This is a genomic window from Mycobacterium sp. Dal123C01 (assembly GCF_052566995.1).
On sequence record NZ_CP199580.1, the window covers coordinates 2384382 to 2409264 of the forward strand.

General features: G+C 65.6%; 23 protein-coding genes and 1 pseudogene. 13 read left to right on the forward strand and 11 right to left on the reverse strand.

What is annotated here, in order from left to right:
- Window positions 1–2 precede the first annotated feature (2 nt).
- From ACTXG5_RS11500 to ACTXG5_RS11515, 4 genes are all read right to left on the reverse strand, one after another.
- Window positions 3–2411 carry an aerobic carbon-monoxide dehydrogenase large subunit gene (locus ACTXG5_RS11500; RefSeq protein WP_445164370.1) on the reverse strand — a complete coding sequence of 803 codons (2409 nt, stop codon included), beginning with the start codon at window positions 2409–2411 and terminating at the stop codon, window positions 3–5.
- Window positions 2408–2887: a (2Fe-2S)-binding protein gene (locus ACTXG5_RS11505; protein WP_445163768.1), complete on the reverse strand. Its 480-nt coding sequence runs from the start codon at window positions 2885–2887 to the stop codon at window positions 2408–2410. The genes ACTXG5_RS11500 and ACTXG5_RS11505 overlap by 4 nt, the downstream gene beginning before the upstream one ends.
- 64 nt (window positions 2888–2951) lie before the next feature.
- Window positions 2952–3830 carry an FAD binding domain-containing protein gene (locus ACTXG5_RS11510; protein WP_445163769.1) on the reverse strand — a complete coding sequence of 293 codons (879 nt, stop codon included), beginning with the start codon at window positions 3828–3830 and terminating at the stop codon, window positions 2952–2954.
- Between the two features lie 56 nt (window positions 3831–3886).
- Window positions 3887–5047: an XdhC family protein gene (locus ACTXG5_RS11515; RefSeq protein WP_445163770.1), complete on the reverse strand. Its 1161-nt coding sequence runs from the start codon at window positions 5045–5047 to the stop codon at window positions 3887–3889.
- A gap of 24 nt (window positions 5048–5071) precedes the next feature.
- On the opposite strand from ACTXG5_RS11515, the gene ACTXG5_RS11520 reads away from it, so the two are divergent.
- Together ACTXG5_RS11520 and ACTXG5_RS11525 are read left to right on the forward strand one after the other, a co-directional pair.
- Window positions 5072–6037 carry a LysR family transcriptional regulator gene (locus tag ACTXG5_RS11520; RefSeq protein WP_445163771.1) on the forward strand — a complete coding sequence of 322 codons (966 nt, stop codon included), beginning with the start codon at window positions 5072–5074 and terminating at the stop codon, window positions 6035–6037.
- 73 nt (window positions 6038–6110) lie between these two features.
- Window positions 6111–7919: a molybdopterin-dependent oxidoreductase gene (locus tag ACTXG5_RS11525; RefSeq protein ID WP_445163772.1), complete on the forward strand. Its 1809-nt coding sequence runs from the start codon at window positions 6111–6113 to the stop codon at window positions 7917–7919.
- 13 nt (window positions 7920–7932) lie between these two features.
- Here the strand turns inward: ACTXG5_RS11525 and ACTXG5_RS11530 are convergent, their stop codons facing one another.
- Window positions 7933–9171, reverse strand: coding sequence for a thiolase family protein (locus ACTXG5_RS11530; protein ID WP_445163773.1), 1239 nt, complete (start codon window positions 9169–9171; stop codon window positions 7933–7935).
- Between the two features lie 113 nt (window positions 9172–9284).
- Between ACTXG5_RS11530 and ACTXG5_RS11535 the strand changes: the two genes are divergently transcribed.
- Window positions 9285–10487 (forward strand): tetratricopeptide repeat protein, encoded by a 1203-nt coding sequence (locus ACTXG5_RS11535; protein ID WP_445163774.1) that lies wholly within the window; start codon window positions 9285–9287, stop codon window positions 10485–10487.
- Window positions 10488–11111: 624 nt separating this feature from the next.
- On the forward strand, window positions 11112–11369 hold the full coding sequence (locus ACTXG5_RS11540; protein ID WP_445163775.1) for a type B 50S ribosomal protein L31: 258 nt from the start codon (window positions 11112–11114) through the stop codon (window positions 11367–11369).
- 28 nt (window positions 11370–11397) lie between these two features.
- Here the strand turns inward: ACTXG5_RS11540 and ACTXG5_RS11545 are convergent, their stop codons facing one another.
- Window positions 11398–11691, reverse strand: coding sequence for an ANTAR domain-containing protein (locus ACTXG5_RS11545; RefSeq protein ID WP_445163776.1), 294 nt, complete (start codon window positions 11689–11691; stop codon window positions 11398–11400).
- Window positions 11681–12821 (reverse strand): annotated as a pseudogene (locus ACTXG5_RS11550) (GTP-binding protein). Before ACTXG5_RS11550 ends, ACTXG5_RS11545 begins: the two are co-directional and overlap by 11 nt.
- Window positions 12822–12977: 156 nt before the next feature.
- Between ACTXG5_RS11550 and ACTXG5_RS11555 the strand changes: the two are divergent.
- Window positions 12978–13229, forward strand: coding sequence for a hypothetical protein (locus ACTXG5_RS11555; RefSeq protein ID WP_445163777.1), 252 nt, complete (start codon window positions 12978–12980; stop codon window positions 13227–13229).
- A 4-nt stretch (window positions 13230–13233) separates the two neighbouring features.
- Here the strand turns inward: ACTXG5_RS11555 and ACTXG5_RS11560 are convergent, their stop codons facing one another.
- Window positions 13234–13974, reverse strand: coding sequence for a class I SAM-dependent methyltransferase (locus tag ACTXG5_RS11560; protein ID WP_445163778.1), 741 nt, complete (start codon window positions 13972–13974; stop codon window positions 13234–13236).
- 116 nt (window positions 13975–14090) lie between these two features.
- Between ACTXG5_RS11560 and ACTXG5_RS11565 the strand changes: the two genes are divergently transcribed.
- The 6 genes from ACTXG5_RS11565 (at window position 14091) to ACTXG5_RS11590 (ending at window position 19142) form a co-directional block, all read left to right on the forward strand.
- A complete protein-coding gene (locus ACTXG5_RS11565; RefSeq protein WP_445163779.1) occupies window positions 14091–15092 on the forward strand; it encodes a permease in 1002 nt (333 codons plus the stop codon).
- Window positions 15089–15802 (forward strand): TIGR03943 family putative permease subunit, encoded by a 714-nt coding sequence (locus ACTXG5_RS11570; RefSeq protein WP_445163780.1) that lies wholly within the window; start codon window positions 15089–15091, stop codon window positions 15800–15802. Before ACTXG5_RS11565 ends, ACTXG5_RS11570 begins: the two co-directional genes overlap by 4 nt.
- Before the next feature lie 106 nt (window positions 15803–15908).
- Window positions 15909–16562: a methyltransferase domain-containing protein gene (locus ACTXG5_RS11575; protein ID WP_445163781.1), complete on the forward strand. Its 654-nt coding sequence runs from the start codon at window positions 15909–15911 to the stop codon at window positions 16560–16562.
- A 246-nt stretch (window positions 16563–16808) separates the two neighbouring features.
- On the forward strand, window positions 16809–17759 hold the full coding sequence (locus tag ACTXG5_RS11580) for a GNAT family N-acetyltransferase (protein WP_445164371.1): 951 nt from the start codon (window positions 16809–16811) through the stop codon (window positions 17757–17759).
- Window positions 17760–17785: 26 nt separating this feature from the next.
- The gene (locus ACTXG5_RS11585) at window positions 17786–18457 is read left to right on the forward strand and encodes a DUF5642 family protein (protein ID WP_445163782.1); all 672 of its coding nucleotides are present in this window, start codon (window positions 17786–17788) and stop codon (window positions 18455–18457) included.
- 28 nt (window positions 18458–18485) lie between these two features.
- Window positions 18486–19142, forward strand: coding sequence for a DUF5642 family protein (locus ACTXG5_RS11590; RefSeq protein WP_445163783.1), 657 nt, complete (start codon window positions 18486–18488; stop codon window positions 19140–19142).
- 4 nt (window positions 19143–19146) lie between these two features.
- On the opposite strand, the gene ACTXG5_RS11595 is transcribed toward ACTXG5_RS11590, so the two are convergent.
- Window positions 19147–19743 (reverse strand): alpha-ketoglutarate-dependent dioxygenase AlkB, encoded by a 597-nt coding sequence (locus ACTXG5_RS11595; protein ID WP_445163784.1) that lies wholly within the window; start codon window positions 19741–19743, stop codon window positions 19147–19149.
- Window positions 19744–19850: 107 nt separating this feature from the next.
- Between ACTXG5_RS11595 and arcA the strand changes: the two genes are divergently transcribed.
- On the forward strand, window positions 19851–21062 hold the full coding sequence (arcA, locus tag ACTXG5_RS11600) for an arginine deiminase (protein ID WP_445163785.1): 1212 nt from the start codon (window positions 19851–19853) through the stop codon (window positions 21060–21062).
- Window positions 21063–21177: 115 nt separating this feature from the next.
- Here the strand turns inward: arcA and ACTXG5_RS11605 are convergent, their stop codons facing one another.
- A complete protein-coding gene (locus ACTXG5_RS11605) occupies window positions 21178–22746 on the reverse strand; it encodes a dolichyl-phosphate-mannose--protein mannosyltransferase (RefSeq protein WP_445163786.1) in 1569 nt (522 codons plus the stop codon).
- 25 nt (window positions 22747–22771) lie between these two features.
- On the opposite strand from ACTXG5_RS11605, the gene rsmI reads away from it, so the two are divergent.
- On the forward strand, window positions 22772–23611 hold the full coding sequence (rsmI, locus tag ACTXG5_RS11610; RefSeq protein WP_445163787.1) for a 16S rRNA (cytidine(1402)-2'-O)-methyltransferase: 840 nt from the start codon (window positions 22772–22774) through the stop codon (window positions 23609–23611).
- Here the strand turns inward: rsmI and ACTXG5_RS11615 are convergent.
- Window positions 23608–24855: an aminodeoxychorismate synthase component I gene (locus tag ACTXG5_RS11615; protein WP_445163788.1), complete on the reverse strand. Its 1248-nt coding sequence runs from the start codon at window positions 24853–24855 to the stop codon at window positions 23608–23610. The genes rsmI and ACTXG5_RS11615 overlap by 4 nt on opposite strands.
- Window positions 24856–24883: the final 28 nt, after the last annotated feature.

The following is a 24883-nucleotide window of genomic DNA, read 5'->3' on the forward strand; positions in this document are numbered from 1 at the left end:
GGCTAGATCGGCGGTCTGGCGCGGCCCTGCATGGCCTCCCAGACCCGCGACGGTGTCAACGGCATATCGGCGTGCCGAACGCCGAACGGCGCCAACGCATCCACTACCGCGTTGACCACTGCCGGCGGCGATCCGACGGTGGCCGATTCGCCGACGCCCTTCGCGCCGATCGGGTGATGCGGAGACGGTGTGACGGTATGCCCGGTTTCCAAGTGCGGCACCTCGACCGCCGTCGGGATCAGGTAGTCCATCAATGACCCACCCAGGCAGTTGCCATCCTCGTCGAAGGCGATCATCTCCATCAACGCCATCCCGATACCGTCGACGATGCCACCGTGCACCTGGCCCTCGATGATCATCGGGTTGATACGGGTGCCGCAGTCATCGACGGCCAGGAAGCGCCGCACCTTGACCACCGCGGTGCCCGGATCGATGTCCACCACGCAGAAGTACGCGCCGTAGGGGTAGGTGAGATTCTCCGGGTTGTAACAGATCTGGGCGTCCAGGCCGCCCTCGAGCCCTTCTGGCAGGTCGCCTGCGCCGTGTGCGCGCATCGCGATGTCCTGAATGGTCACCGACGCCGACGGGTCACCCTTGACGTGGAAGGAGCCCTTCTGCCACTCCAAGTCAGCCACCGAGACCTCGAGCATTCCCGACGCGATGATCTTGGCTTTGTCACGGACCTTGCGCGCCACCAGGGCCGCGGCCGCACCTGATACCGGCGTGGACCGGCTGCCGTAGGTACCCAACCCGAAGGGCGTCTGGTCGGTGTCGCCGTGCACCACGTCGATGTCGTCAGGCGGGATGCCCAGCTCCTCGGCGACGATTTGGGCGAACGTCGTCTCGTGACCTTGGCCCTGCGTCTGAACCGAAAGCCGCACAACAGCTTTACCCGTCGGGTGCACGCGCAACTCGCACCCGTCAGCCATGCCCAGGCCGAGGATGTCCATGTCCTTGCGGGGCCCGGCGCCGACGGCCTCGGTGAAGAAGGACATCCCGATGCCCATCAGTTCACCGCGCTCGCGCTTCTCCTTTTGCTCGGCCCGCAGCGCGTCGTAGCCGATCATGTCCATCGCCAGCCGCATGGTGGTCTCGTAGTCACCCGAGTCGTAAAGCCAGCCGGTCTTACTCTTGTAGGGAAATTGCTCGGGCCGCAGCAGGTTTCGCAGCCGCAACTCGGCGGGGTCCATCTTCAGATCGAAGGCCAGGCAGTCCACCAGCCGTTCGACGAAGTACACGGCCTCGGTGATCCGGAACGAGCACGCGTAGGCCACGCCGCCGGGCGCCTTGTTGGTGTACACAGCGGTCATGTGACAGTAGGCGGCCTCGATGTCATAGCTCCCGGTGAACACTCCGAAGAAGCCGGCCGGGTACTTCACCGGGGCCGCCGTGCCGTTGAACGCGCCGTGGTCGGCCAACACGTTGGACCGGATCGCCAGAATCTTGCCCTCTTTGGTGGCGGCGATCTCGCCGACCATGATGTAGTCGCGCGCGAAGCCCGTCGAGGTCAGGTTCTCGCTGCGGTCCTCCATCCACTTCACCGGCTTGCCCAGCACCAGCGAGCCGACGATCGCGCAGACATAACCGGGATAGATCGGCACCTTATTGCCGAAGCCACCGCCGATGTCGGGGGAGATCACCTGGATCTTGTGTTCGGGCAGGCCGGCGACCAATGCGTACAGCGTGCGGTGCGCGTGCGGTGCCTGGCTGGTGGACCACAGTGTCAGCTTTCCGCTGATCGGGTCCAGATCGGCTACCGCGCCACAGGTTTCCATCGGCGCGGGGTGCACCCGCGGGTAGACGATCTCCTGCGTGACGATCACGTCGGCTTTCGCGAACGTGGCTTCGGTAGCCGCCGCGTCGCCGGTTTCCCAATCGAAACAGTGGTTGTCGGTCTTGCCTTCGAGATCGGTGCGGATCACCGCGGCCGAGGGGTCGAGCGCGGTGCGGACATCCACGACGGGGTCCAGCGGGTCGTACTCGACGTCGATCAACTCCAGCGCGTCGCGGGCCGAGTACCGGTCTTCGGCAACGACAAACGCGACTTCCTGCCCCTGGAAGCGCACCTTGTCGGTGGCCAGCACGGCCTGCACGTCATTGGACAGCGTCGGCATCCAGGCCAGGCCCTTCTCGGCCAGGTCGGCGCCGGTCACCACTGCTTTGACTTTCGGATGCGCAAGGGCCGCAGTCACATCGACGCTGATAATGCGGGCGTGCGCGTAGGGCGAGCGCAAGATCGCCAGGTGCAGCATGCCCGGCAGCACGACGTCGTCGACGTATTTGCCGCGGCCCCGGATGAATCGGGGGTCCTCTTTGCGCAGCATTCGGCCGTGCCCGCACGGTTTTTGATCGTTGTCGGCGGTGTCTTCGGGTGAGGGCGGACGGTTTGCCCCCTCCTTGATGGTGGTCATGAGGTTGTCGCCGGTGTTGCGTTGCGTGCGGCCCACTGGATGGAGCGCACGATGGTGGTGTATCCGGTGCACCGGCAGATCTGGCCGGAGATCGCCTCCCGGATCGTGTCCTCGTCGGGGTCCGGGTTGCGGTCGAGCAGGGCCCGGGCGGTGATCAGCATTCCCGGTGTGCAGAACCCGCATTGCAGCCCGTGACACTGCATGAACCCTTCCTGCACCGGGTCGAGAGAACCGTCCGACCCCGCTAGCCCTTCTACGGTCCGCACGCTGTGCCCGGATGCCATCACCGCGAGCATCGTGCAGGACTTGACCGGCACGCCGTCGACATCGACCACGCACGTTCCGCAGTTGCTGGTGTCACAGCCCCAGTGAGTACCGGTGAGCCGCAACTGATCCCGTAGAAAGTGCACCAGCAGCATCCGTGGTTCGACTTCGCCGGTCACCTGTTCGCCGTTGACGGTCATATTCACTTGCATGGGCGCTCAATTCCTTTCTTGTGGCGACCCGCTGTGCCCGGCTACGCCGCGCTTGCGATCGCCACTAACTCCTTTGGTCGCGCACCCGCTGGGCAGCGGTGCGCAGCGTGCGGATTGTCAGTTCGCTGGCCAGATGTCGCTTGTACTCGGCGGTGCCGCGGACGTCGGTGACGGGTTCGCAGGCTTCACCGGCCCGGCGGCCCGCCTCGGCGAAGACCTCTTCGGTGGCCGGCTGTCCGACCAGGTCCGCGGCGAGCTCGGCCAGTGCCGCCGGGTCGGGATTGACCGCGGTCAGGCCCACCCGGGCGGCCGCTATCGCGTCACCGTCGAGGGTGATCGCTGCGCCCGCCGCCGTGACCGCCCAGTCGCCAACTCGCCGTTCTACTTTCGCGTAGGCGCTAGAGGTATGGTGCCGCAAGGGTATTCGGACTTCGATGAGCATCTCGTTGTAGGCAAGGGTGGTCTCGTACGGCCCAGCGAGGAAGTCGTCGATCGGTATCTCGCGCTCACCTGATGGCCCCCGTGCCAGGCACACCGCATCGAGCACAAGGCACACGGTCGTCAGATCCTCGGCCGGATCCGCTTGGCAGAGTGAACCGCCCAGGGTGCCGCGATTGCGCACCACCGGGTCGGCGATCACCCGCTCGGCGTCAGGGAAGATGGGGCACACCGCGGCCAGCGTGTCCGACTCCAGCAGCTCGCGGTGGCGGGTCATGGCGCCGATTCGAACCAGGGTCGGATCAGTGATCACGTATCCGAGCTCGAGCTCGAGGTCGTTGATGTCGACGAGGTATTCAGGGTTGGCGATCCGCAGCTTCATCATCGGCAGCAGGCTGTGCCCGCCGGCGACTACCCGCGCGCCGTCCCCCAACCGATCCAATAATCCGATCGCATGATCGACGCTCGTCGCGCGTTCGTATTCGAAGGGCCCGGGCACCTGCATGTGATGCACCTCACTAGCGAAGGGGAGCCCAGTGTGGGCCGTCGCGAGCCCCGGCGTCAATATCGAGTTAAGTGATCCTTTAACTCGCCCTCTACCTGCGCTTCATGGTGGATTCGCCCCACGATTTCGGCCAGCGGGCGGCCTCCGCCGCCCCACCGCCGGGCGATGATGTCGGCCGCGATGGAGACCGCCGTTTCCTCCGGGGTGCGGGCACCGAGGTCGAGTCCGATCGGGCTGGACAATCTGCTCAGCTCGGCCTCGGTCAGCCCCGCTGCTCGCAACCGGCCCATCCGGTCGTCGTGAGTCCGGCGCGACCCCATCGCCCCCACATATCCGATGTGCGGCAAGCGCAGCGCCAGCTCGAGCACCGGGACGTCGAACTTCGGATCATGGGTGAGCACACAGACCACCGTGGTCTCGTCGACGGTGCCCGATTCCGCCTGAGCAGCCAGATACCGGTGCGGCCAGTCGACGACGACCTCGTCGGCGGTCGGAAAACGTGTTCGGGTGGCGAACACCGGGCGGGCGTCGCAGACGGTGACTCGATAGCCAAGGAATGATCCCTGCTGGGCGAGGGCGGCTGCGAAGTCGATGGCGCCGAACACCAGCATCCGCGGGCGCGGTGCATAGCTGGACACGAAGACCTCCATGCCGTCGCCCAGCCGCTGGCCGTCGGATCCGTAGTTGAGGACGTCGCTGCGGCCTACCGCGAGCAATCCGCGCGCGTCGTCGGTGACCGCGGCGTCGGCGCGGGCCGAACCCAGCGATCCCGCCACCGCCTCCGGCCGGATGACCAGCCTGCGGCCAATCCACTGCGCATCAGGGTGGGCGATGACGGTCGCGACAGCTACCGCACGGTGGTTGCTGACGTCGTCGGCTACTTCATCAAGGTCGGGGAAGGTCGCCCGCGATACCGATTCGACGAAGATGTCGATGATGCCGCCGCAGGTTAGCCCGACCGCGAACGCATCGCCGTCGCTGACCCCATAGCGTTCCAGTCGTCGCGTCCCGGTTTGCGCCACCTCGGTGGCCACTTCGTAGACGGCGCCTTCGACACAGCCACCCGAAACTGATCCGCTCACGGAACCGTCCGGAGCTACCAGCATCGAGGCTCCGGGTGGCCGAGGCGCCGAGTGGAAGGTCCGCACCACCGTTCCGAGGCCCGCGGTGTCACCGGCGCGCCAGATAGACATCAGCTCGGCAAGCACGTCACGCACGTATCCCAAAGTAGGCTCATATTCATGACTCCGGCTCAACTTCGGGCCTATTCGGCGGTGGTCCGTTTGGGTTCGGTTCGGGGCGCCGCCGCGGAACTGGGCGTATCCGATGCCGGAGTCTCGATGCACGTGGCAGCGCTGCGCAAGGAGCTTGACGACCCGTTGTTCACCAAGACGGGTGCCGGACTGGCGTTCACGCCCGGCGGACTCCGGCTGGCAAGCCGCGCAGTCGAGATCCTGGGACTGCAACAGCAAACGGCGATAGAGGTCACCGAGGCCGCCCACGGGCGTCGGCTGCTGCGGATCGCGGCATCCAGTGCCTTCGCCGAACACGCCGCGCCGGGCCTGATCGAGCTCTTCTCGTCGCGGGCCGACGACCTGTCTGTTGAGTTGAGCGTGCACCCGACGAGCCGATTCCGCGACCTGATTAGTTCGCGCGCCGTTGACATCGCGATCGGCCCGGCAAGTGAAAGCTCTTTCGTGTCTGACGATTCGATCTTCGTGCGGCCCTTTCTGAAATATCAGGTCATCACCGTCGCGGCTCCGAATAGCCCACTGGTCGTGGGTGTTCCAACGCCCGGGCTGCTGCGACAGCAGCAGTGGATGCTCGGACCGTCAGCCGGCAGCGTGGGCGGCGAGATCGCAACCATGTTGCGTGGCTTGGCAATTCCGGAATCACAGCAGCGAATCTTTCAAAGCGAGGCCGCCGCGCTCGAGGAGGTTCAGCGGGTTGGGGGCGTCACGTTGACCATCGGTTTCGCGATCGCCAAAGACCTGGCCGCCGGGCGGTTGACGCACGTTTCGGGGCCCGGGCTGGACAAGTCGGGCGAGTGGTGTGTCGCGACTCTGCCACCGTCGGCCCGTCAGCCTGCCGTGTCCGAACTGGTCAGGTTCATCACCACTCCGAGGTGTATCCAGGCGATGATCCGGGGCAGCGGGGTCGGGGTGACGAGGTTTCGCCCCAAGATTCACGTCACGCTCTGGAGTTAGCGCCACAAGCGCACACGGGATGCCCAGGCGCGTTCAGCTGCGCGAACCCGAGCTGAGCCGTAACTTGTCGGGTATGACCGGCGATCCGCAGTCCGATAGCCGTGCGGCTGCCCACACTCGCCCGGAGTCGTTGCTCGACCAGCGTGGCCGCCCACCCGTCCTGAAGCGCTCCGTCGATCTCGAGGACTGGGCCGGCGGGATAATCCAGGAGCACGCGAGGGTGCCGGCGATTCGGGTCAACCGGCGCTGGGTCAATACGCTGTGGCTGATCCCTATCGGTGTGGCCGGGCTCGTTGTCGCGATCGCGCTGGCGCAGCAGCTCCGTCAGTACGGCTGGATGCAGAACTTCATCGAGACCTATCCGGGAACCTCGACAGCGTATGCGCCGCCGGTCACCTCCGGATTTCCGGCATGGCTGCGTTGGCAGCATCTGTTCAACATCATTTTCATGATGTTCATCATTCGGGCGGGGATGCAGATTCTCGCGGATCATCCACGGCTGTATCTCAATTCAGGCTGCCGCCCCGGAACTGAATGGTTCAGAATGCGCGATCCGGTTCCGGCGGACCGCATGGACCAAGAGGATGCCGCGCGCGTGTGGACGGCGAAGGATGATGCGGTTGCCCTGCCGAAATGGCTTGGCATTCCTGGCATTCGGCACACGATCGGGCTGGCGCGGTGGTGGCACTTCAGCTTCGATCTCTTATGGCTGGTGAATGGCCTTGTCTTTTACGTTCTCCTGTTCGCGACTGGCCAGTGGCGCCGGATTGTCCCCCGATCTTGGGATGTCTTCCCCAATGCGCTCTCCACAGCTGTTCAGTACGCATCGCTTGATTTCCCGTCAAACGCGGGTTTCACGAATTACAACGGGATGCAGATCACCGCCTACTTCACCACCGTCTTCGTCGCCGCGCCGTTGGCATTCCTCACGGGACTATTGCAGGCGCCGGCGATTGCCGCGCGGTTCGGTTTCGGGCGGGGCGTTTTCAATCGCCAGGTCGCGCGGACCGCTCATTTCGCGATTCTGGTGTGGATGGTGTTCTTCATCTTTGTCCACACATTGATGGTGTTCACCACCGGACTCGTTCCGAACCTGAACCACATCGTGTTGGGTACCGACACAAAATCCTACTGGCCCTTGCTGATCTACATCGTGGCGATGGTCGTCATCACCGGCATGTGGTTAAGTGCGTCTCCCCTCACGCTGCGTTACCCCGGTGTCGTCCAGATAGTCGGTCGCTGGACCGTGGGATGGCTGAAGGACATCCTGGAACGACTCCACCCCAACGCCACCTATTCTGAGAAAGACATTTCGCCCTACCTCTGGCCCAACGGCACGCTGCCGACCTCCGGTGATTATCGGCGTTTGCAAGCCGATCACTGGAAGGGCTATTCACTGAGAATCGAAGGGCTCGTGGAGAATTCAGTCACGCTGACCTACGACGAACTTCGTGCCCTGCCCAAACACGAAAAAATCACCCAGCACTACTGCATTCAAGGGTGGTCCGGTGTCGCCAAATGGGGAGGCGTCCGCATGTCGGACATTCTCGAGATGGTGCACCCCCAGCCGTCGGCTCGCTGGGTGGTGTTCTACTCCTTCGCCGACGGTGCCGGCGGGACACAAGAAGGCCGGTACTACGACTGCCACAAGATCCAGCACATGAGTGAACCGACGTGTCTGCTTGCCTACGAGATGAATGGCGAGCCGCTCAACGAAGCCCATGGTGCGCCGCTGCGGCTGCGAAATGAGCGCGAGATCGGCTTCAAACAGGTCAAGTGGATCGAAGCAATCGAGTTCGTGGACAGTTTCGCCCACCTCGGGTTCGGGCAAGGCGGGTACAACGAAGACCACGAGTTCTACGGCTATCGGATGCCGATCTGACCTTCCCGCGCCGCTACGCGGCGCTGGGGTTTTCCAGCACGACGGAGACGCCCTGGCCGGATCCGATGCATACTCCGATGACGCCGTAGCGGGCGCCGCGCTCACGCAGTTCGGTGGCCAACGTGAGCACGTAGCGGGTTCCGGTGGCGCCGAACGGATGTCCTATCGCGACGGCGCCGCCGTTGGGCGTCAGCTTGTCGTCGGGAATCACGAAACCGTCGAGCTGGTTGGGGAGTTCGCGCAAGACACCGAGGGCCTGGGCGCTGAATGCTTCATGGACTTCCCATACGTCGATCTGCTCAGGGGTCAGACCTGCTCGGCGGATCGCCATCGGAATGGCCCACGCGGGCGCCAGTCCCATCACAAGTGGGTCGATCCCGTAGACGGCGCTGGACACCACCCGGGCCAGTGGTTTCACTCCGAGTTCGGCTGCTCTTTCGCCGGAGGCGACGACGACCGCGCTCGCGCCGTCGGTCAGCGGAGTGGAGTTGGCTGCGGTCATCTGGGTGGTGCCCGGTTGGACGGGCAGCGCGGCAAGTGTTTCGGCAGTGGTGTCATCGCGGATGAATTCGTCATGCTCAGCCAGCCGTGCGGGGGTCTTTTTCGTCGCCGGGATGGGCACGCTCATGATCTCTTTGGCGAACCGGCCGCGGTCGCGTGCGGCTTTGGCATGCTGCTGGGACCGTAGCGCGAAAGCGTCTATCTCCTCGCGGGTCAGCGAGTAACGGTCGGCGACGTTTTGTGCCGTCTCGATCATGCCGATGTAAGCGTTGCGGGCGAGCAGGGCCGGGTTGGGTGGTCCCCCTCCGCCGGCCCACATGGTGTCGAGCATGAGCACCGGGCCCCGTGGGCTGAACGGTGCGTCGCCTTTCATCAGCGCCCACCCCGACCGTGACATCGATTCGACACCGCAGGCGATTCCTACGCCCAGATCGCCGGCTTTGATGGAATGACTGATGCTCGCCAAGGCACTGAGCGACGAGCCGCAGTACCGATTAAGCGTTGCTCCGGCGACGCTGTCGGGGAATCCCACCGCCAATGCGGCCCAGCGGGCGATGTCACCCATTCCTTCGTGCGCGGGGTTCACGCAGCCGGCGACGATGTCTTCCACGGCGTCCATAGGCACTCCGACGCGTTCGCAGGCGCCTTTCATGGTCATGCCCAGCAGCTCGTCGGTGCGGATACCCGATAACGTGCCGCCGTAGCGGGTGAACGGTGTGCGCACTCCACCTAGGACGTAAGCCTCAGTCATCATTGACCTTTCAGATAATCCGGCGGCACCTGATCCGTGAAGGATAGGCGCTCTGGAGGCGCGTTTCGCCTGCGGGCTGGCCGGGACGGGCCAGTAGTCGTAACGTCGCGTCCGTGACCCTTCCCGAAGTCGAGCGTTTGATGCGCTGCGGGAACTTTGCGTCGGCAGTCGAGGTGCTGCAGCAGATCGTCGAGCAGGAGCCTACTTTTGAAGCGCTGTGCCTGCTTGCTTCGTCGTATCTCGAACTCGGAGAACATGAGTCAGCACTTCGCCACGTTTCGGTCGCGGTGCAATCGGAACCATCCTCGGCACCGGCCAGGGCGCTGCTTGCGCGGGTCAATGTGGCTTTGGCGCGTTACCCCGCCGCCCTATCAGATTTCGTCGCCGCGGCCGAGCTACGTCGTCAAGAGCATCCGCCGGAGGAGTATTCGATTCCAGCGCACTTCGCCTTGCACAATATTGAACAACTTGACCACCTGCTGGCCATCGGTTCTGACGACGTGCACGCATTCCCAGACATCTCAGCCCAGGAAATTCATGGCCTTCGCCGTCAGCTCACGGACATCATCGACCGAGCAAAAACCAAACCGTCGTCGGTGTCCGTCCGGGGCAGCAACGGTCGGATTCTCGCCGACCTGCCGTACGTACGGGTTGCTGAGCAGAAGCTGGCACGCTACCTGAACCCGGATGTCAATTACGGACAGATACAAGAAGCCTTCTTGACCGGCGGACAGAAGATACAGGTCATCGACGACTTCCTTACCCCATCCGCGTTAGATCAAGTGCAGAAGTTCTGCCTGGAGTCCACGGTGTGGCGCCACCCATACCAATTCGGTTATATGGGCGCGTTTCCCGAAGATGGATTCGCCAGCATCTCGCTTTTCGCCATCGCTGAGGAACTTCAAACAACCCTCGGCGAATTACTGGATGGCCATCGCTTATCGCAATGGTGGGGATTTGCCTACGATGCGAAGCTGCCAGGAACCGATATCCACGCTGATGATGCCGACGTCACCTTGAACCTGTGGATCACCCCCGATTCCGCGAACCTCGACCCGACTACGGGCGGCATCAAAGTGTGGAACCAACGGGCGCCGAAGGATTGGAGCTTCGACGACTACAACTCCGGAGGAGACCGAGTCAGGCAGTTCCTCCGGGATCAACAGGCTGAGCCGACGGTCGTTCCCTATCGTGCGAACCGGGCGGTCCTGTTCGAAGGACACCTCTTTCACCAAACTGACGGCTTCACCTTCGCAAGCGGATTCACTAATCGGCGACGCAACTTGACTTTTCTATTTCAACGCCACAACCGCTGACGATGGACCACCATGCCGTGCTCGATCGTGAAAGCGATTGTGCCTGAACGCAACTAGCGGGTCTCAATTGCTTTGCCTTGCTTTGTGAGTCCAGAGATGATGCTTGCAGAGCTGCCCCGGCAGCGGGACGTCTTCCCATTGCCCCAGCTCTACCCAATCCCGAAGGGCCGCCGCGTCAACGCTGTTGGTGATAGGGCCGATCCACCAGGGCCGTCCGCAAGCCACCTGATTGTCTGTGCAAGGTTGCAGCAGGGCCATCACGCCGCATCCCGTCGGCCGAGCGGCGCAGCTCAGCGGCCCGAGCATGCATGCCGCGGAAACGAGCATGGCACGCGCGCAGCGTCGGATGGTCGGACGTAGTTCGTCGACGATCGACAGGTCACGCTCGGCCGCACACGCGGTACAGACGAAGATCGCGAACGGACGATCGGTGGCGCCGTGCGGGGAAGTCAAAGCCAATTCCCTGTCTACGTGGTGGTCTGGGGCACAACATGTTTCGCGGCCTGGTCGCCTGCGCCGCAGCCGTTATTGAAAATGATTGTCGACAACGCTTGGGGGAGACGGTACCGTATGGATCGCTCTAATGAAAACGATTATCAAGAAGAAGGCTGGAGGAGACCGCGGATGAAGCCCGGTATTCACCCCGACTACCACCCCGTGGTCTTCCAGGACGCCACAACTGGCGCGACGTTCCTCACCCGATCCACCGTCACAAGTTCACGCACGATCGAGTGGCAGACGCCGCAGGGCGTGCAGACGTATCCACTTGTGGTTGTCGAGGTCTCCTCGGATTCACACCCGTTTTGGACCGGGGGGCGTCGAATCCTCGACACCGCAGGGCAAGTGGAAAAATTCCACCGCCGCTACGGCAAACGGCGCTGAATCGAGCATCAGGGACGTCAATAGGGTCTTACCCGCCACCGGGGGGCCTGAGCAGCGCATTCCAGTGCGCTATCGCCTCGGCGGCCGATGGCGTGGGATCGTCGCTGATGACGTCGAGCAACGCGCGCGAAACTCCTCCCAGCCCGACCCCAGTTGTCCGGGTGGCACACACCAGCGCCTCCGATGCCTCTTGTTGCGAACAACGCCGAACGCCCATGAGAACGCCGATTGCCATATCGATTTCGCGTCGGGACCGGTGGTCCGCGGGCCGGTAGCTGTGCGGGTGGGCCATCGTTGTCTGCGGCTGTCGTCTAATGGGCATGAGCGACGCTCCACGGTGGAAGCGGATCGGTGTACGCGACCCATCGCTGCGGGCCTTCGGCCAGCTCACTGTCGGTCAGCAGCGCCGAGGTCATCAGGCCCAACACTTGGTCGCGGTCGAGCTTGACCCCGATGAACACGATTTCTTGGCCGGGGCGGATGTCGGTGCTGAGCCAGTATTGCGCCGGCTCGATCACCAAGTTGGGTCCGGACTGCGACCAAATCGCTGCCAGGTCGGGCCGGCTGGCGATCCAGCAGAAACCCTTGCTGCGCAACAATCCTCGCAACTGCTCGAGCGCCGCATCCAGACGCTGCGGGTGAAACGGGCGCTGCGCGCGGAACGTCACACTGCTGATGCCGTATTCCTCGGTTTCGGGCGTGTGACCGCCACTGATCTCCTGATCCCAGCCGGGCGCCTCCGCGGCGAGATCGGGGTCGAACATGCCCGTGCCCAGCACTTCGGAGAGTGGCACCCGGCCCTGGTGGGTGGGCACGATGCGCGCCGACGGATTCAGCCGCCGTACCACCGCGGCTACCCTCGCGCAGGCCTGCTCGCTGACCAGGTCGGTTTTGTTGAGCAATATGACGTCGGCGAATTCCACCTGGTCAACGAGCAGATCGGCGATCGTGCGGATGTCGCTCGCCAGCGGCGAGGTCGCGCGCCGCTAACGCGTCGCCACGCACAAGGTCGCGCAGGAACGTCTGCGCATCGACCACCGTGACCATGGTGTCGAGCCGCGCGACGCTACCAAGACTGAATCCGCTCTCGAATTCCCAACTGAAGCTCGCCGCGACCGGCATCGGTTCGGAGATGCCGGTCGACTCGATCAGGAGGTAATCGAAACGACCCGTCGATGCCAGACGAGCTACCGACTCGATCAGGTCTTCGCGCAACGTGCAGCAAATGCAGCCGTTGGTCAGCTCGACCAGCTTCTCCTCGGTGCGGTCCAGATAGCCCGTTCCCGCGACCAGCGCGGCGTCGATGTTCACCTCGCTCATGTCGTTGACGATCACCGCTACCCGTAGGCCTTCCCGGTTCGCCAGAACATGATTCAGCAGCGTGGTTTTTCCGGCTCCGAGAAAGCCGGACAGGACGGTTACCGGAAGCAGATCCGAGCGATGCGGCGTCATGTCTTAATGATAATGATTTTCATTAAGTGGGCAAAGGGTGACGTCAAGCCGCCGCGCGGCCGTGAGTCTGATGTGGTCCCAAAATTTAGCTGAACATTTGATAAGACAGCGTGGCGGCGTCGGATTAGATACGGTCTCGGCTCTAAAGTCAGCTGGATGAGTACCAACTACTACCTGCAGAGGGTTCCCGTCGAATCCGTCCGACCAGGCTTCTCGCTGGCCGTTCACGAAGCCGGCGACTACCGGTTGTTCCAAGTCGAGTGCACGCAGATGTCGCAGCGGGCGGGTTTGCCAGTGATGTTCAAGCTCACCTCCGAGCCCGTCAACGGCGGTGATCCGTGGGAACTGGAGTGCGAAGAAGGCACGCCGGTCGTTCGGATCCTCGCCGTGGCCAAGGCGGCGTCCTAGCGCCTCAGCCAGGCTTTCCGGCGACAACGAATTGCACCGCGCGCTGCGTCTGTTGTTCGATGTCGCCCAGCCCGGCCGACGAGAACAGGTCGACGAAGTCGCGTCGGCCGAACATCGTGAGTCCGATGGTGCGCGCGCTCGCGGTCATCAGCTGCCGCAGCGGCTCCGCTTCGGAGGCATAGCTGGTCAGGATCGCGACCCGGCCCCCAGGCTGCAGCACCCGCACCATCTCGGCGGCCACCCGGAACGGCTCGGGCATCAGGTACAGCGCACCGAAACAACAGACAGCGTCGAAGGTTTCGTCATCGAACGGCAACATCCGGGCATCCCCGCGGACATAGCACGTTCGGGGCCCGCTGTTGTCGGCGACGGCGCGCGTCAGCATCGACTCGGAGATATCGAATCCGACCGCCAGGCCGCCGTCCGGCAGTTGCGCGGCCAACGGACTGGTGAAATTGCCGGGGCCACAGGCAACGTCGAGCAACCGCCCCGCGGTCGACAGATGCAGGGCCGCGGCCGCGCGCCGCTGTTCGGCCCGGTGGGTGAGCCCGCTGGCCGCGTAGAAGGCGGTCGGACGCCACAGCCGCTCGTAGACCGTCGCGACGAACGGGCTATTCATGGCACGCTGCGCGACCGTCGGAACCGGCGCGCTCGTCGATTCCCCCAACACGTCGAGAAAACCGTGCCGCAGCTCGGCGGTCTGGCTCATCAGGCCGCGGGTCAGCTCGACCGGATCCTGGCTCATCGCGTTGCAGGCTAGTTGACCGCGCCGCGATGGCGGTGGCCCGGGTGCGGACGCCGGCCCACCCCAGTGATAATCATTTTCATCAACTGTCATCAGATTCCAGGCCGGGTGGATTAATGAGGGCCGAGCGTCGACCGCGTTTCGGCTCGATGGAAGTCCTCGTCTTCGGTTTGGTGGGCTTCGCGATCGCGGGGACGTGGCTGCGCGCCGTGGTCGCGAACACCGCCGCGCTGGCCACCGCGGGCACCGTGTTCTGTGGAGTCTTCGTCCAGGCCCTGCCCTTCCTGGGGTTAGGGGTGGTGGTCAGCGGATTGATCGCGGTGTTCGTGTCGCCCGAGCGGCTGGTGCGCTGGCTGCCCCGCCGGCCCGTGGCGGCGGTCCTTGCCGCCGGCGTCGCCGGGGCGGCGCTGCCGGGATGTGAGTGCGGCTCGGTGCCGGTGGCGCGCCGGCTTTTTGGCGACGGCGGGGTGGCCGGGGCGGCGGCTTTGACGTTCATGCTCGCCGCGCCCGCCATCAATCCGGTGGTGGTCGTCGCGACGGCCGTCGCCTTCCCGGGTCAGCCGAAGATGGTCATCGCCCGGGTCGCCGCGTCGCTGCTCACCGCAGTGGTGATGGGCTGGGCGTGGTCACGGTGGGGCCGCACCGAGTGGATCACCCGCCGACTCCCGCCGCACTCCGCGCACCAATCCGCGAACGGGTCGGCATCGAAGTGGCTGGTGTTCTGCGAAGTGGCCCGGCACGACTTTCTGCAGGCAGCGGCCTACCTCGTGGTGGGAGCCGCGGCGGCGGCGGCGTTGCACGTTCTGGTGCCGCCGTGGATCTTCGAACACGTGGGCGCGCACTTGGTTCTCGGTGTCATCGTGATGGCGGCGCTGGCGGTCACCCTGGCGGTGTGCTCGGAGGCCGATGCATTCGTGGCGTCCAGCCTGACGATGGTTCCGTTGGTCCCGCGGCTGGTGTTCCTGGTGGTCGGGCCCGCCGTCGACGTCAAGCTGCTGGCGATGCAATCGGGCTTGTTCGGGCGGCCGTTCGCCACCCGGTTCGCCCCCGCAACGTTGGTCGTTTCCACCGCGGCGGCGACCCTGATCGGCGTGCTACTGCTGGGCGGGTCTCGATGAAGCGCGAAACCGAGAACACGATCCTGCTGCTGGTGGGGCTGAGCGTTGGGCTGATCGTGGCGACCGGCGTGTTCACCCGCTACGTGAAACCCGCGCTGTTGCCGTGGCTGGTGCTCACCGCTGCGCTACTGATCGGGCTCGCGCTGATGGGCATGGTCTCCGACATCCGCCGGGAGAAGGCGGGCCATGATGCCGACGACGGGCATTCCCACCGCGGCGGCGTGGTGTGGTTGCTGGCCGTGCCGATCGTGGTGCTGATCTTTGTCACGCCCCCGGCGTTGAGGCCGCAGGCCGCCACTGGGTCGGTGGCCAATGTCTCCAACGACGCGCTGCGAGAGGCGTTTCCGCCGTTGCCGCCGGGGCGGGCTCCGGAGGTCTCGCTACCGGAGGTGGTGATGCGGGCGGCCAACGACTCCTCGGGGTCGCTGACCAACCGGCTGATCTCGGCGACCGGTTTCGTCCTCAACGAACCCGGTGGCATCGACCTGGCCCGCATCGTCATCATCTGTTGTGCCGCCGACGCCCAACTGGCCCGCATTCATCTGCGCGACCATGACGGCGCCAGCAGCTTGCATTTCCCCGACAACACCTGGCTGCGGGTGGAGGGGGTCGTGACTCCCGCCGAGCGGCAACCCCATACGCCCCCGATCCCGACGCTGCGGGCCATCTCGGTCACGCCCGTCGCGACCCCGGCAAACCCCTACGCGTAGGGCCCAGGAGTCCGGGCCGAAGAGAGACAAACCTGCTGGTTAGCCTGTTAGGCTCGCGTCGGCCGGCGAGCGAATCACGATCTCGACGGCAAAGATTGGATGGTAAATGTCGAACTGGTTGCGGGACGTCGCGACGGACGTCAACTCGGAGCGGTCGTTGTCCGGACGTGCCCGCGCTCGACGATGGCAGCACCTGATCGAGGCTTTCCCGTCGTTCTCGGACATGAGAGTGCTGGACCTCGGTGGGACGCCGGAGTCGTGGCAACTCGCTCCCGTGCGTCCGAAGGCACTCACCACGGTGAACCTAGAGCCGCTGGAGTCGTGGAGTCCTCAGATCACCGCAATCCAAGGGAATGCCTGCGACTTGCCGAATTCAGTTGCGCGCGATCACTTTGACCTTGTCTTCTCTAATTCAGTGCTCGAGCATGTCGGCGGTCATGTAGGGCGTCAACGATTGGTCGATAACGTTCACTCGCTCGCCGACCGCCATTGGGTGCAAACGCCCTACCGATATTTCCCGATTGAGCCGCACTGGCTTTTCCCCGGCTTGCAATGGTTGCCCTACGAGGCGCGGGTACAGGTATCGCTGCGCTGGAACCGCGGACACATTCGGACGCACACTCGCGCGGAGGCGCAGGATCAGGTCGACGAGATTGATCTGCTCGGTATTTCGCAGATGCGGCGATACTTCCCGGCATCGGTGATCTGGTACGAACGGTTCGCCGGATTAATAAAATCGCTTGTCGCCATCCAGACCTGACTCGACGTCAGGGGGAGGCTTCTCAAATCTCGTCGACCCGTCGTTATTGCCGCGTCAGCAGCGGACGCCATAACCTAAGCGAGGTCGGACCGCAAGATGGGCAGTGAGCCTGTCGCGGGTGGGACGAGAGCAGGGCGGCGAGTTCATGGCTGTGCGGGCACCGCGAGTCCCGTGCCGAAACTCCGGGATCCGCGGGAAATCGCCGTGGCCGAATTGATCGGTGCGCGGGCGGGGGAACTCGCCGCGATGGACATCTTCGAGGGATGCGCCATCGAAGACTTGGAGCCGCTGGCGGCCTGTGTCCAGCCGCTGCGCGCCGTGGCGGGTCAGGTTCTGATGCAACAGGGCGAGCAGGCCGTTTCGTTTCTCCTCATCTCCTCGGGCACCGCCGAGATCAAACACGTCGGCGCCGACGGCGCGGTGTACATCGGAGAGACGTCGGCCGGCACGATCATCGGAGAGATCGCCCTGCTACGCGACAGCCCCCGGATCGCGACGGTCACCACGACCGAACCGCTGACCGGCTGGATCGGAGACAACGACGCGTTCACCCGGCTGGTGCACATCCCCGACATCATGCCCCGGCTGCTGCGGATGGTGCGCCAGCGTCTTGCCGCCTTCGTCACGCCCATCCCGATACGGATGCGCGACGGCACCCACCTGCTGCTGCGGCCGGTGCTGCCCGGCGACGATGTGCGGACCGTACACGGTCATATCCAATTCTCCAGCGAGACGCTCTATCGGCGGTTCATGACGGCGCGGCTGCCCTCCCCGGCATTGATGCACTACCTGTCCGAGGTCGACTACGTCGACCACTTCGTGTGGGTGGTGACCGACGGGAGCGACCCGGTGGCCGACGCGCGATTTGTCCGCGACGAAAGCGATCCCACGGTCGCCGAGATCGCGTTCACCGTTGCCGACGCCTACCAGGGCCGGGGGGTCGGGAGCTTTCTGATCGGTGCGCTGTCGATCGCCGCCGAGGTCGACGGAATCGAAAGATTCTCCGCGCGAATGCTTTCCGACAACCTACCGATGCGCACGATCATGGACCGCTACGGCGCGGTCTGGCAGCGCGAAGACATCGGGGTCATCACCACCGTCATCGATGTGCCGCGCCGGCGCGACCTGCCGATCGGGCGTGAGATGGCCGACCAGATCAAGCGCGTTGCCCGCCAGGTGATCGAAGCGCTCGGCTGACTCGGTGTCTCGTGATATCAACGGGCATGCGGCCGTTCTGGATTGGCCCGGTGCTCATGGTGTTGGTGGCGGCATGTGCACATTCGCCGGCGCACCGACCGTCGGCTTCGCCGTCGCCGTCGGCACATGGCACCGCCGTAAACCCCGCCAATATCAAGCGAGTTGTGCGTGACCTGCCGTCCAACTATGAGGCCACCAGTGGCATCCCCAGCGGGGCCTCGCCCCGGGTGATCTGGGGTCTTGACGCCGACGTGACGTCCAAGCCCGCGCTCTGCGCCGCCCTGGCCGATCCCGGCAAGGGACGCGACCAATCGGCGCAGGGTCTGTCCGCCTCGGGTCCGGGCGGCATCATCAACGTCGTGGTGGTGGCTTTGCCAGACCCCGTGGACCTGGACCCGAACGTCGTCGACGCATGTGGCCAGTGGACGATGACCGCCGAGCACACCACGGCCACTGTCCGGCTCACCGACCCGCCGCATGTCGATGATGCGGAAACCATCGGTATGGTCGTCGACATCAAGTCCACCGTCGAGTCAGGCACCGAAATCGATTCGCGGGCATACGCATTCATCGCTTACCTGGGCAGCTACTACGCATTCACCACACTGGCCACCGATCCGGGTTCGGCGCAGCCGACACTGCCGGCGCAATTCGCCGCCGATCTGTTGGTCAAAACGGTGTCCACGTTGCGCAGCTGAACGTCTAGCTTTGGGTAGATTAGCCACGATGTCCAAGCTGGTATGCGCGTTCGCAGCGGTGTGCGTGCTGGCCGGTTGCTCGTCAAATACCGATACCGCCGCGACGAGTACCGACATCGCCAAGGTCGTCGGGGTGAAGTCGAGCTTCGGGCCAGAGTTCAAAGTCACCGACGTCTCGGAGCGGGCGGTCGATCCCAAGCTGCTGTCCGCCCGCAAGCTGCCCGAGGGGCTGACTTTCGATCCCGCGAACTGTGCGAAATTGGCGTCGGGGCCGGACATGCCGCCGGATGTGCAGGGCAACATGGCCGCGGTGTCCGCCGAGGGTAATGGCGACCGGTACGTCGTCATCGCGCTGGAGACCTCCAAGCCGCTGCCGGTCAACGACCCGGGGAAGGACTGCAACAAGGTCGCATTCGCCGGGGCCCAGGTGCGGGGCGGCCTCGAGGTCGTCGACGCGCCGCGCATCGACGGGACACACACGCTGGGCGTGCACCGCGTCCTGCAGGCGATCCTGGCCGGCGGCACCCGCACCGGCGAGCTCTACGACTACTCGGCGCAGTTCGGCGACTATCAGGTGATTGTGATTGCCAATCCGCTCGTGGTGCCCGACCAGCCGGTCGCCAAGGTCGACACGCAGCGTGCCCGCGACTTGCTCGTCAAAGCGGTGGCGGCGATCCGCCCCTGACCTATCAGCGCACGTCGCGCGGCCGGAACTGAATGCTGACGCGTGGGCCGGTCCGCGACGTCGTCTTGGGGACCGCGTGTTCCCAGGTGCGCTGGCACGATCCGCCCATCACCAGCAGGTCGCCGTGCGACTGCGGCAACCGCAACGACGGGCCGCCGCCGCGCGGCCGCATCGCGAAGGTGCGGGTGGCGCCGAGGCTGAGGATCGCCACCATGGTGTCCTCGGCGCTGCTGCGGCCAATCGTGTCGCCGTGCCAGGCGACGCTGTCGGAGCCGTCGCGATAACAGCACAACCCGATCGTGGTGAAGGGCTCGCCGAGCTCGCCCGCGTAGATGTCGTTGAGCCGTCGCCGCAGCCGTCCCAGCAGCGGGTGCGGAGGGTCCTCGACGGTCAGGTCGTGAAAGCTCACCAGCCGCGGCACGTCGACCACCCGGTCGTACATCTGGCGGCGCTCGGCCCGCCACGGGACGGTCGACAACAGCGCGTCGAGCAGGTCACCGTCGTCGTCGAGCCAACCTGCGCGAATCTCGATAAAGGCACCGTCACCGAGGTGCCGGCGTTGCGTGTGCTCGAACAGCGAGCCCTGTACCGCGGTCCCCACGGCGCCAAGTCTATCGCACACCCGTTCGATTGATCGGGACGCGCCGGGCTACCAGGACGCCACCGGTGTGACGCGACGACCACGATCGGCGCGGCTACGGTTTAGCTGTGGGTGTTATTGAGCTGAGCACCAATTCCGAGGTAGGCACGCTACGGATCGCGATCCTGCACCGGCCCGGCGCCGAGCTGCGGCGACTCAACCCGGGCAACAATGACCAGCTGCTTTTCGACGGGCTGCCATGGGTCGATGGCGCGCAGGAAGAGCACGACCAGTTCGCCGGGCTGCTGCGTTCGCGCGGGGTGGAAGTGCTGCTGCTGTCCGACCTGCTGACCGAGGCACTCACCCACAGCGGGGCCGCCCGGATGCAGGGCGTTGCCGCCGCCGTCGACGCGCGCCGGCTCGGAGTGCCGCTGGCGCAGGAGCTTTCGGCATACCTGCGTGGCCTGGACCCGGCCAGGCTGGCGCATGTGCTGATGGCCGGCATGACGTTCAACGAGTTGCCGCCCGACGCCCGGACCGACGTGTCGCTGGTGCTTCGGATGCACCACGGCGCGGATTTCGCCATCGAGCCATTGCCGAATCTGGTGTTCACCCGGGACTCGTCGATATGGATCGGCCCGCGGGTGGTGATCCCGTCGCTGGCGCTGCGGGCCCGGATTCGCGAGGCGTCGTTGACCGACCTCATCTATGCGCACCACCCGCGGTTCACCGGGGTGCGGCGTGCCTACGAATCACGCACCGCTCCCGTGGAGGGTGGCGACGTGCTGTTGCTTTCCCCCAGCGTGGTTGCGGTCGGGGTGGGGGAGCGAACCACCCCCGCCGGTGCGGAAGCGTTGGCGCGCAGCCTTTTCGACGACGGTCTGGCGCACACGGTGCTGGCCGTGCCGATCGCGCAGCGGCGCGCGCAGATGCACCTTGACACCGTGTGCACGATGGTCGACACCGACACCGTGGTGATGTACGCCAACATCGTCGACAAGCTTTCGGCCTTCACGATCCAGCGCACAGAAGACGGTGTGAGCATCAGCGATGAAGCCCCGTTCTTAGAGGCGGCAGCCAAGGCGATGGGGATCGACAAGCTGCGCGTCATCGACACCGGTCTCGATCCCGTCATCGCCGAACGCGAACAGTGGGACGACGGCAACAACACGCTGGCGTTGGCGCCCGGCGTCGTCGTCGCCTATGAGCGCAACGTGCAGACCAACACTCGCCTGCAGGACGCCGGCATCGAAGTCTTGACGATCGCGGGGTCCGAATTGGGCACCGGCCGTGGCGGTCCGCGGTGCATGTCCTGCCCGGTCGCCCGCGACGCGCTTTAAGATTGCCGTGAAACTGTAACTAGCAACGCGTTTCACGAGTAGAGCCGTCGTTAGTTGCAGTCTCGCGGCGGCGAGGCCAGGGCCATACCAGCAATCTCGGCGTCGGCAGGTGCAATCAGCGCCAGCTGGGCAGCCAGATCTCCATGTCCCAGGTCTGCTGTGAGATGGGCAGGCCGGTGAGCACCGGGAACAGCCAGGCGAAGTTGGTCACCACTAACGCGACATAAAAGCTCACGATGATGAGTCCCAGCGTCCGGCGTTCCGGCGTTTGGCCCGGGCGATAGAGAATGTCGCCGCCGATCAATGCGATCGCCATCACCAGGAACGGCGCCATCGTCGCCGCGTAGAAGAAGTACATCTGCCGGTCGATGTCGGCGAACCACGGCAGCCAGCCGGCGCAGTAGCCGACCAGGACCACGGCGTAGCGCCAGTCCCGACGGATCGCCGATCGCCAGAGGGCGTAGAGCAGCACCGGCACCGCCAGCCACCACAGCGCGGGCGTGCCGACCAGCATCTCGGCCTTCACGCATGACTGCGCGCCGCATCCGCCGACGTTCTGCTGATCGATGGCATACAGCACCGGCCGCAACGACATCGGCCAGCTCCACGGTTTGGACTCCCACGGGTGGTAGTTGCCCGCGGAGTTGGTCAGGCCCGCATGGAATTGCAGAGCCTTCGCGCTGTAGTGCCACAGCGAACGCAGCGCATCGGGCAGTGGGATATCGCTGTGCGGGCCGATCGTCTGGCCCACCTCATGGCGTTCGATCGCGGTCTCGGACGCAAACCAGGGCGCATAGCTGGCCAGGTACACCGCGATCGGGATCAGTCCCAGCGCGTATCCGGTGGGCAGCACGTCACGCCACAACGTTCCGACCCAGGGCCTCGTCACCTGGTACTGCCGCCGGGCGGCCACGTCGAACGCCAGTGACATCGCTGCGAAGAACACCACGAAGTAAAGGCCGGACCACTTTGTGCCGCACGCCAATCCGAGGAGCACCCCCGCGCCGAAGCGCCACCAGCGCACACCCAGCCGCGGACCCCAGGTGGTTTCGGCGCTGCGGCCTTCCAGCAGCGCGACGTGCATTCGCCGGCGAACCTCGTCGCGGTCGACGATCAGCGCGCCGAACGCGGCCACCACGAAGAAGGTGAGTAAGCCGTCGAGCAACGCGGTGCGCGCGGCGACGAAGCTGACGCCGTCGCAGATGCACAGCGCGCCGGCGATCGCGCCCACCAGCGTCGAGCGGCTGATCCGCCGCACGATCCGCATCACCAGCAGCACCATCACGACGCCGAGCAGCGCGCCGGTGAACCGCCAGCCCACTCCGTCGTAGCCGAAGATCGCCTCGCCGAGCGCGATCAGTTGCTTGCCGACCGGCGGGTGGACCACCAGACCGAACCCGGGGTTGTCCTCCACCCCGTGGTTGTGCAGCGTCTGCCAGGCCTGCGGCGCGTAATGCTTCTCGTCGAAGATGGGGGTGCCGGCATCGGTTGGCGAGCCCAGGTTGACGAACCGGGTCACGGCCGCCAGCAGGGTGATGATGCCGGTGACCACCCAGCCGCGGATGTGGTCGGTGGGCCCGAAATCCGCGACCGGAACCAGCGGCCCCGGGCTGACGACGGGGACGACGCGCTCCGGGACGGCACTATCCACGGTCAGGGAGGCTTCGCTGGGCGGGGCGGACATCGGTGTCGATCGTAGGCTGTCCGTCATGACCTACGGTCGCCTGTTGCTCGGTGCGACCCCGCTGGGCCAGCCGTCGGATGCCTCGCCGCGGCTGATCAAGGCGCTGGGCGATGTCGAGGTGGTGGCGGCCGAGGACACCCGGCGGGTTCGAACTCTGGCGAAAGCCCTCGGCGTTGCCATCACCGGACGGGTGGTCAGCATGTTCGACCAAGTCGAGGCCGCGCGAGTGCCGGCGCTGGTCGACGAGATCAAAGCCGGTGCGACGGTGTTGCTGGTCAGCGACGCCGGGATGCCGCTGATCAGCGACCCCGGCTACCGGATGGTGGTGGCGTGTGTCGAGGCCGGGATTCCGGTGACGTGTTTACCCGGACCGTCCGCGGTGACCACCGCGCTGGCCGTGTCCGGTCTGCCGTCGGAGAAGTTCTGCTTCGAGGGTTTCGCCCCGCGCAAGAGTGGGGCGCGCAAAACGTGGCTGGCCTCGCTGGCCGACGAGCGGCGCACCTGCGTGTTCTTCGAGTCGCCGCGCCGGTTGGCGGCGTGCCTGCTCGACGCCGTCGAGCAGCTCGGCGGTGCGCGTCCCGCCGTGATCTGCCGGGAGCTGACCAAGGTGCACGAGGAAGTGGTGCGGGGGTCGCTCGAGGAGCTGGCGGCGTGGGCGGCCGACGGCGTGCTCGGCGAAGTCACGGTCGTGCTGGCGGGCGCGAGCCCGGCCGCCGACTTCCCGTCCCTGGTGGCACGAGTGCAGGACCTCGTCGCCGAGGGGGCGCGTGTCAAGGACGCCTGCACGGAGGTGGCCGCGGCCCATCCCGGAGTGCGGTCGCGCCAGCTGTACGACGCGGTCCTGCAGTCGCGCCGCGAGGGCTAACCGACCGAAGCTGCCGCCGCGGGACGCGGCAGTCCGACGACGGGAGCGGCCTTGTGCAGGCACTCCTCCCATTCGGCGTCGGGGACGGAATCGGCGGTGATCCCGCCGCCGACGCCCAGCACGGCGGTGCCTGCAGCGTCGAACTCGACGGTGCGGATCGCGACGTTGAGCTCGCACCCGGCAATCGGCGATGCCAAACCGACTGTGCCGCAATAGACTCCGCGATGATGCGGCTCCCACTGCGAAATCAGTTGGCGGGCACGATGTTTGGGGGTGCCGGTGACCGAGGCCGGCGGGAAGGCGGCGTCCAGCAGCGCCGACGTGGGTAGCTCGACGGGGATCTGCGCCGACACCGTCGACACCAAGTGCCACACGCCCGGCGCGCGTCGCACGACCAGCAGCTCGGGTACCTTGACCGTGCCGGTGACCGCCACCCGGCCCAGGTCATTGCGCACCAGATCCACGATCATGATGTTCTCGGCCACCTCTTTTGGCGAGGCGCGCAGCGCCGACGGCCAGGCGTCCAGGGGCAGGGTCCCCTTGATCGGGCTCGACACCACGAGGTCACCGCGGCGGCAGAGGAACAGTTCGGGAGACAGCGACGCGACCGCACCCCACGGACCGGCGACATAGGCCGCGCGGGCCGGTGACGTGCGCGCGACGCCGTCGATGAAGAAGTCCAGCGGGGCCCCGGTGACCGTCCCGGTAAAGCGGGTGCACACGCACGCCTGATACACCTCGCCCGCGCGAATCGCCTCCAGGCAGGCCAGCACCGCGCCGCGGTGTGCCTCCCGGTCGGCCACGTCCCAGTTGATCCGGCAATCGCGGGCCGGGCCCGGGGCCGCGGTCAGCGCGGCGGTCAGCCACTCGGGCATCGCCGCACCGGAGAGGCTTTCGTACCACCACTGTCCGTCCCGATCGCGGCGCAGCACGCAGTCGGTCCAGCCACCGGCGGCCTCGGGGATCCGGTGTCCCCGCCCGTCGGCGCCGGCGTCGGGATAGGACAGATAGCCGAACCAGCCACCGCCTACCGCGGGGGACTGCGGGGCGCCGAGCTGGACCTCGAAGGCGTCGGCGACATCGACCGGCCGCACCGCCAGACTCGGTGCGATAACCGCCAGCGCACCGAACCATTCGCCGGTCAGCGCCGCGGGCGGTGGCAGATCGAGCCGGCTGGCGGCGTCACCGATCGCGCGCAGCACACGGTGTGCCTCGCCGAGGTTACCGAGCCCGTCAATTCGCACTGCCCTAGCTTGACAGAAGGGTGGATTT

Bases quoted from the DNA above. Each gene is read 5' to 3' on its own strand.
- ACTXG5_RS11500 (WP_445164370.1), bottom strand. From the start codon at position 2,411: ATGACCACCATCAAGGAGGGGGCAAACCGTCCGCCCTCACCCGAAGAC.
- ACTXG5_RS11505 (WP_445163768.1), bottom strand. From the start codon at position 2,887: ATGCAAGTGAATATGACCGTCAACGGCGAACAGGTGACCGGCGAAGTC.
- ACTXG5_RS11510 (WP_445163769.1), bottom strand. From the start codon at position 3,830: ATGCAGGTGCCCGGGCCCTTCGAATACGAACGCGCGACGAGCGTCGAT.
- ACTXG5_RS11520 (WP_445163771.1), top strand. From the start codon at position 5,072: ATGACTCCGGCTCAACTTCGGGCCTATTCGGCGGTGGTCCGTTTGGGT.
- ACTXG5_RS11525 (WP_445163772.1), top strand. From the start codon at position 6,111: ATGACCGGCGATCCGCAGTCCGATAGCCGTGCGGCTGCCCACACTCGC.
- ACTXG5_RS11530 (WP_445163773.1), bottom strand. From the start codon at position 9,171: ATGACTGAGGCTTACGTCCTAGGTGGAGTGCGCACACCGTTCACCCGC.
- ACTXG5_RS11540 (WP_445163775.1), top strand. From the start codon at position 11,112: ATGAAGCCCGGTATTCACCCCGACTACCACCCCGTGGTCTTCCAGGAC.
- ACTXG5_RS11545 (WP_445163776.1), bottom strand. From the start codon at position 11,691: ATGCCCATTAGACGACAGCCGCAGACAACGATGGCCCACCCGCACAGC.
- ACTXG5_RS11555 (WP_445163777.1), top strand. From the start codon at position 12,978: ATGAGTACCAACTACTACCTGCAGAGGGTTCCCGTCGAATCCGTCCGA.
- ACTXG5_RS11560 (WP_445163778.1), bottom strand. From the start codon at position 13,974: ATGAGCCAGGATCCGGTCGAGCTGACCCGCGGCCTGATGAGCCAGACC.
- ACTXG5_RS11565 (WP_445163779.1), top strand. From the start codon at position 14,091: ATGAGGGCCGAGCGTCGACCGCGTTTCGGCTCGATGGAAGTCCTCGTC.
- ACTXG5_RS11570 (WP_445163780.1), top strand. From the start codon at position 15,089: ATGAAGCGCGAAACCGAGAACACGATCCTGCTGCTGGTGGGGCTGAGC.
- ACTXG5_RS11575 (WP_445163781.1), top strand. From the start codon at position 15,909: ATGTCGAACTGGTTGCGGGACGTCGCGACGGACGTCAACTCGGAGCGG.
- ACTXG5_RS11580 (WP_445164371.1), top strand. From the start codon at position 16,809: ATGGACATCTTCGAGGGATGCGCCATCGAAGACTTGGAGCCGCTGGCG.
- ACTXG5_RS11585 (WP_445163782.1), top strand. From the start codon at position 17,786: ATGCGGCCGTTCTGGATTGGCCCGGTGCTCATGGTGTTGGTGGCGGCA.
- ACTXG5_RS11590 (WP_445163783.1), top strand. From the start codon at position 18,486: ATGTCCAAGCTGGTATGCGCGTTCGCAGCGGTGTGCGTGCTGGCCGGT.
- ACTXG5_RS11605 (WP_445163786.1), bottom strand. From the start codon at position 22,746: ATGTCCGCCCCGCCCAGCGAAGCCTCCCTGACCGTGGATAGTGCCGTC.
- rsmI (WP_445163787.1), top strand. From the start codon at position 22,772: ATGACCTACGGTCGCCTGTTGCTCGGTGCGACCCCGCTGGGCCAGCCG.